Genomic DNA, 6,677 nt, shown 5'->3' on the forward strand with positions numbered 1-6,677 from the left:
ACCTGCCCCGGCGGCCTGCGCGACATCCACACCCTTATCTGGACAGCCAAAGCACAAGGCATAGACAGCAACCCCACCGCCCTCGTTACCGCCGGTGTCCTCACACGCACCGAAGCCGGTATGTTGGCCCATGGCTACCGCCGGCTCGCCAACATCCGCATTTATCTCCACCTTACTGCCGACAGCCCCGAAGACAGGCTGCTTTTCGACTACCAGTCCCAAGTTGCCGAAAGCTTAGGCTATACCCAACCCGACATCCGCGGCCGAAGCGAAGCCCTAATGCACACCTTCTACCGTGCCACCAAAGCCATCAAACAACTCAACGGCATCCTCATTCCGGTTCTCAAAAACCATCAAACCTCCAGCCGTCCCCAACATATCCACCCCATCGACAGCCACTACAAACGCATCGGCCACCAAATCGCCGCCAACGACCTTGCCCTGTTCGAGCAAAATCCCGAACACATCTTCACCATCATTCAAACCATGCAGGAGCAAAACATCACCACCATCGAGCCGCAAACCCTGCGTGCATGGTGGGCATCCACACGAAAAATCAACGCCCGTTTCACCCAAAATCCAGAAAACCGCCGCCGCTTTATCCAATTCTTCAAACACGGCACCGGCCTTACCCAAACCCTCCGTTTTCTCAACCTCTACGGCGTACTTGGCCGCTATCTCCCCGCATGGGAAAAAATCACCGGCCTGCTCCAACACGACCTCTTCCATATTTACCCCGTAGACGACCACATCCTGACCGTCGTCCGCAATATGCGCCGTCTCGCCATCGAAACCCACAGTCACGAAATGCCCGAGGCCAGCGCCATCATGCAGGCCTACCCAAGACCGCATGTCCTCTACACCGCCGCCCTGCTGCACGACATCGCCAAAGGCCGTGGCGGCGATCACGCCAAAGAAGGCATCAAAGACGCACAACAATTCGCCGCCAACCACTACTACACCGAAGAAGAAAGCCACCTCCTCGCATGGCTGGTTGAAAACCACCTGCTCATGTCCACCGTTGCCCAAAAAGAAGACATCCAAGATCCCCATGTCCTCCAAGCCTTTTGCCGCCGTATTCCCACGCGCGAATACCTCGACGCACTCTACCTGCTTACCATTGCCGACATCCGCGGCACCAACCCCAAACTTTGGAACACATGGCGCGCCAGTCTGCTCCAAACCCTCTACCACAGCACCGCCGCCGTTTTAAACAGCAAACACCACGATCCCGAACGCCTCCCCAACCGACGCGAACAAGCCTCGACCGATCAGCTCACACGCGCGGCCGTTCCCCTCAAAAACCAACAAAAACTCCGCCGCATCCTCGGCAGCGCATACTACGTCCGCCATCAGACGCGGGAAATCCTCTGGCACACCGCAAACCTCGCCTATGACACCCAAAGTCCGGCCGTCCGCAGCCGTATCCTCCCCCAAAGCAACAGCCTTCAAGTCATGGTATTCATGCCCAATGGCGACCGCCTCTTCGCACGCCTCTGCCGCATCTTCAGCAGCCACCGCTTCGACATCCAAGCCGCCCGTGCCTTCATTACCGAGCACGACTACATCCTTGACACCTTTATCCTGCAACTTCCCGACAATCTCCCGCCCGAAGAATATCCCGACCGTCAAAGCGCACTCGAAGCCGAACTCAACAGCTTCATCCACGGCAATACCACCGTCCAAAAACAAAGCGGCCGCCCGCACATCAGCCGCCGCATCCGCCACATTCCCATTCCGCCTACCGTAATCATCACCCCCGAAGAAGATTATCCCGGCTGGCACACCATAGACATCACCGCCGTCAACCGCCCCCATCTCCTCGCCGATATCGCCGAGACCTTCTTTGCACACAACATCAGCCTGCGCTACGCCAAAATAACCACCTTGGATCAGCGCATTGAGGACAGCTTCATTACCTACAGCCCATCCCTACAAGACCCGCAAACCCAAAACACCCTAAAACAGGCATTGATCGAAGTCTTGACCCCATAAAGGCCGTCTGAACATCTTAAAAACATAGGGTGAGCATTTTTTGCTCACCCTAATCGCACCCAAAAATATAAACATCTTGAATATACCCTTCTAAAACACTCAAGAAATCCAAAGCCTTAAAATTTAAAACCAGAACTTCCTTCTGACATAAAACTACATTCTAAAATCATAATACAAATGGATATAATTCCAATAACAAATTTTCATTCACCTATTACACCAAACCTTCTTCAAAAATCCTTCCTTCCAAATTTTCTCCTTATCCGTATTCAAACAAAATACGCATACAAAATAAAACCCATAAAAAACAAAAAAATAAAATCACAAAATATTAAACTCACCGATTAATCCATAAAAATACCGTCTATCTAAATCAATTAACATATTATTGAGTCAAGCTTAATTTCTGACGAAAAACGTCACATGCCCAAACTTGCACACACTCTCTGTCACAAAAAACACAAAACTGACAAAAAACGTCAACCCCCTAATTTCCCTAAAATCCTGAAACTTTCAAACAAAACCTCACAAAATTTAAAATTAAAAAATAATCCCAATAAAAACAATAAACAAAAAATAAAAAATAAAATTTTCAGCCTAATTTCCACACTTGGCACACTGACTGCTTGAAACAACACATCCGATAAGGCCCAAGCCTCAAAGCAGCAAGCCCGACGGAAGCTGTATATTCCTTCTTACTTATGGTTTACTCATAATACATAGTGCCAAGCACATTACGGACTTTTTACTTAAACACAATTATTCACATTTTTAAACTGGAATTTTAAACAATGAAAGCAATCCAAAAAGGTTTCTCCCTGATCGAATTGATGATCGTCATCGCGATTCTCGGCATCTTGGCAGTTATCGCCCTGCCTGCATACCAAGACTACACTGCACGTGCCCAAGTTTCTGAAGCCATCTTATTGATGGAAGGTCAAAAGTCTGCTGTTGTTGAATACTATGCAGATAAAGGTAAATGGCCTACTAGTAATACAGAGGCTGGTATTGCAGCTGCTGCCGATATTACAGGTAAATATGTTGAAAAAGTAGAAGTTGGTGGTAACGGTGTTATTACTGCCAAAATGAAAAGTAATAACGTAAATAAGCAAATTGAAGGCAAAACCGTATCCCTTACTCCTCATGCCACTACTGCCACTGCCAGTGCTACTCCTGGTACAACTGCCAGTGCAACTGCTAACGGCTCCTTTACTTGGACTTGTAGTACTCCAGGCGGAACAGATGGCGTAGCTACAAAATTCTTGCCTTCCTCTTGCCGTCCTGATGCTACTACAGGTGGTTCTGGAACAGGTGGTTCTGGAACAGGTGGTTCTTGAACAGGTGGTTCTTGAACAGGTGGTTCTTGAACAGGTGGTTAATTTAAATATCTAACAAAAGATATTCGACTCAAAGCAAATCCCATAAGGATTATGGGATTTGCTTTATAAAATAAAAATAAGAAAACGACATACTCAAAAAAATGAAAAAACTACGCAAAGCCCAAATCGGCTTTAGCCTGATTGAGTTGATGATTGTTATCGGCATTATCGGCATTTTGGCAGTAGCGGCTCTTCCTGCATACCAAAACTATGTTGCCAGAGCACAAGTAGCAGAAGGCATTATGCTGGCCGGCAGCATGAAAAGCTATGTTGAAGAAGCCTATGCAAATAAAGGCAGCTTGCCGCTTGACCTCAATATCAAGCAACTCGCTTCAGACGACAATAAAGTCGGTAACTATGTAAAGATTGTCCGTATTGAAGATAACGGCACTATTGTTGTCGCCATCGGTAATCAAGCTGCTGTTCCTGTGAAGAATACTGAAATCCACCTGACACCAAGTTTTGCAAAAACAGGTGCTACTAAAGGCACAACAGTTTGGTCTTGCGGTGGCACCATGGATACACAATTCCTTCCTGTATCCTGCAAACAGAGCCTGTAAGCTTATTTCCCAAAACACAAAAATACATTGCGAAGAAAACACCCCAAACAAAGCCAAATACAAACGCGGAAAACGAATCAAAGCAAAAGAACAAAACTCTCCAAAACACGGTCATTAAGAGCCTGAATGATCACATTACGAAAATAAATGCCGTCTGAAATTCATTTTCAGACGGCCTCTTTATATCCAATCCTAATATGACATAAAACTTTGATCTAGATTAGTTTCAGACGGCCTTCATCTTTTCACCACTACATAAAACAAATTCGCAACACTCCTTATAAGACAATTTGTCGCCTATCTGAACTCAATATATAATTTAACCATACAAGTCTTTATTTTTAAGCATTTTTCATTTTTAAAACATACATTACCTACATTGGGAGAACCATCATGCCTCATCTAAACTTGGATAAAACGGATTTAAAGATTCTGCAGGTTTTGCAGGAAAATGGGCGGTTGAGCAATGTTGAACTTTCTGAAAAGGTGGCGCTCTCCCCTTCTCCCTGCCTGCGCCGTCTCAAACAACTTGAAGATGCGGGCATTATTCAAAAATACGCGGCCCAGCTTTCTCCCGTATCTTTAGGCTTGGGTTTGCAGGCTTTTATCCGTGTTTCAATTAGCAAGGCAAAAGATGCGCGCGAGGATTTTTCAGAATCTGTCCGCGCTTGGCCGGAAGTATTGAGCTGCTTTGCTTTAACGGGCGAAACCGATTATCTGCTCCATGCGTTCTTTACCGATATGAACGCGTTTTCACATTTTGTTTTGGACACGTTGCTTTCACACCACGGCGTGCAAGATGCGCAATCGAGTTTTGTGTTGAAAGAAATTAAAAACACGACTGCTCTGCCTTTGGTTCATTTGGTTCAGGATTAATGATTTGAAACTGATAAAGGCCGTCTGTTGTTCAGACGGCCTTTTGAATTCCAATGGTTTGCTTTAACATCCATACACTTGTATACTTTTTAAGAATAATTCACATAAGCTTTTGCTATGACTGACACCGCCCATCTCGATACCAATACTGTTTCAGAACATACCAAACAATGGCTGGAAAAAGCCGTTATCGGCCTGAATCTCTGCCCGTTTGCCAAAGCGCCGCACGTTAAAAACCTGGTTCGCATCGTTGTCAGCGAAGCCCGTCATTTGGACGGTTTCCTTGAGGACTTGGATCGTGAATTGCAGCTTCTGGGCAATACACCCGCTTCGGAATTGGAAACCACTTTACTGGTTCATCCGACGCTATTCCCTGATTTTGAAACCTTCAACCAAATGCTGGAAATTGCCGACGATGCGGTTATAGAAAACGAATTGGAAGGCATTGTCCAAATTGCGCCGTTCCATCCCGATTTTCAATTTGAAGGCACTGAAGCCGACGACATCAGCAACTACACCAACCGCTCGCCCTACCCGACCTTGCATCTGATTCGTGAAGACAGTATTGCCAAAGCGGCTGAAGCATTTCCTGATGCCTCGGCAATTTTCGACCGCAATATCGCACTACTGGAAAAAATGGGGCATGAGGGCTGGGATAAATTAGACATTCCGCGTTGTCCATTTCCACATCACAAGCCGTCTGAAAACAAATAATTGGTGACGGGAAGATGGTTCGCTATTTATTGATTTTTTGCGGCGCATTGTCGCTTGTCTTGGGCATTATCGGCATTTTCCTGCCATTACTGCCGACTACGCCTTTCATTTTATTGACCGCCGCCTGCTGGGCAAAAGCTTCGCCGCGCTTTCACAATTGGCTGTATCATCACCGCCATTTCGGCCCGATCATACAAAACTGGGAAAATAATGGCGCCGTGCCGCGCAAGGCAAAGTTCTTCGCTATCGGCATGATGGCCCTTTCTTGCCTGTTTATGTTTTGGCAATTTCCAGAACGCTGGTGGATTGGTGCTGTATCATCAGTCTTCTGTAGCTGCGTGGCTGTGTGGATGTGGTTACGGCCGGAAGCATAAATTAAAACAGGTGGGCATTTTTGCTTACCTGTTTTTTTTGTTTTCATACCCAATTTATCCATTAAAACAATCAGTAAGAACTAAAACACACTATTCAACCCTCATTTTTCAGACGGCCTCCATTTATTCAATTAAATGTAAATTTTAGCTAAAATTAATTCAAAATATTTTTTCGATAGTATTATTTTCAAGATTTCAAGCTCCTGTTTCAAAAACATTTTTTTACTACTTCCAACTACTCCCATCGCTTTTATTCCTTTATTTGTATCAACATTTCTTTTGATTCCAACACTCTAAACCGTCCCTTAACACTTGCTTTGCGTTATACTTTCCCCTGACACAACCGCGCAGTTCGTCTGGATATTTTCAGACGGCCTGAATATTTCACCGCCGTGCTCTCTCAACGAAGTTCCTCACGGCGCAACAGAATAAAAAGGAAATACCATGCGCTATCTCTCATTTTTACTGCTTCTTGCCGCCCTTCCTGCTGCGGCATCCGATTTTAACGGCTCATCCGCAAGCCTGCTTTGGGGTCTGCCGTTTGCACTGATTCTCTTGTCTATTGCACTCGGGCCTCTGTTTTTCTCCCATATTTGGCACCATCACTTCGGCAAAATTACAGCGTTTTGGACACTGCTGTTTTTAACGCCATTCATCATAACCTTTGGTTTCGGAGCAGGCGTACACACCGTCGCCCACGCGTTGGTTGAAGAATATATCCCCTTTATCCTGCTGCTTTTGGCGCTCTATACCATTTCAGGCGGTATTTTTGTCAGCGG

8 protein-coding genes are annotated in these 6,677 nt (G+C 46.0%); all 8 read left to right on the forward strand.

Translation table 11 applies throughout. The annotated features are described in order from the left end of the window. Positions 1-1,995 (forward strand): [protein-PII] uridylyltransferase (gene glnD / locus ACTHSP_RS16295; RefSeq protein WP_440346456.1); only part of this gene is annotated, 1,995 nt, incomplete at its 5' end. 423 nt (positions 1,996-2,418) lie between these two features. After that, positions 2,419-2,625: a hypothetical protein gene (locus ACTHSP_RS16300; RefSeq protein ID WP_070632642.1), complete on the forward strand. Its 207-nt coding sequence runs from the start codon at positions 2,419-2,421 to the stop codon at positions 2,623-2,625. A gap of 161 nt (positions 2,626-2,786) precedes the next feature. Further along, on the forward strand, positions 2,787-3,332 hold the full coding sequence (locus ACTHSP_RS16305; protein WP_070632645.1) for a pilin: 546 nt from the start codon (positions 2,787-2,789) through the stop codon (positions 3,330-3,332). Positions 3,333-3,475: 143 nt separating this feature from the next. Continuing rightward, positions 3,476-3,934: a pilin gene (locus ACTHSP_RS16310; protein WP_070632648.1), complete on the forward strand. Its 459-nt coding sequence runs from the start codon at positions 3,476-3,478 to the stop codon at positions 3,932-3,934. A gap of 393 nt (positions 3,935-4,327) precedes the next feature. Continuing rightward, a complete protein-coding gene (locus ACTHSP_RS16315; RefSeq protein WP_003684427.1) occupies positions 4,328-4,810 on the forward strand; it encodes an Lrp/AsnC family transcriptional regulator in 483 nt (160 codons plus the stop codon). 117 nt (positions 4,811-4,927) lie between these two features. Next, on the forward strand, positions 4,928-5,524 hold the full coding sequence (locus ACTHSP_RS16320) for a DUF1415 domain-containing protein (RefSeq protein WP_308111551.1): 597 nt from the start codon (positions 4,928-4,930) through the stop codon (positions 5,522-5,524). A 14-nt stretch (positions 5,525-5,538) separates the two neighbouring features. Next, positions 5,539-5,898 (forward strand): YbaN family protein, encoded by a 360-nt coding sequence (locus ACTHSP_RS16325; RefSeq protein WP_070632654.1) that lies wholly within the window; start codon positions 5,539-5,541, stop codon positions 5,896-5,898. A 444-nt stretch (positions 5,899-6,342) separates the two neighbouring features. Continuing rightward, on the forward strand, positions 6,343-6,677 hold a 335-nt coding region (locus ACTHSP_RS16330), incomplete at its 3' end, for a sodium:proton antiporter (protein ID WP_440346457.1).

The organism is Neisseria sp. P0001.S005 (assembly GCF_051963715.1).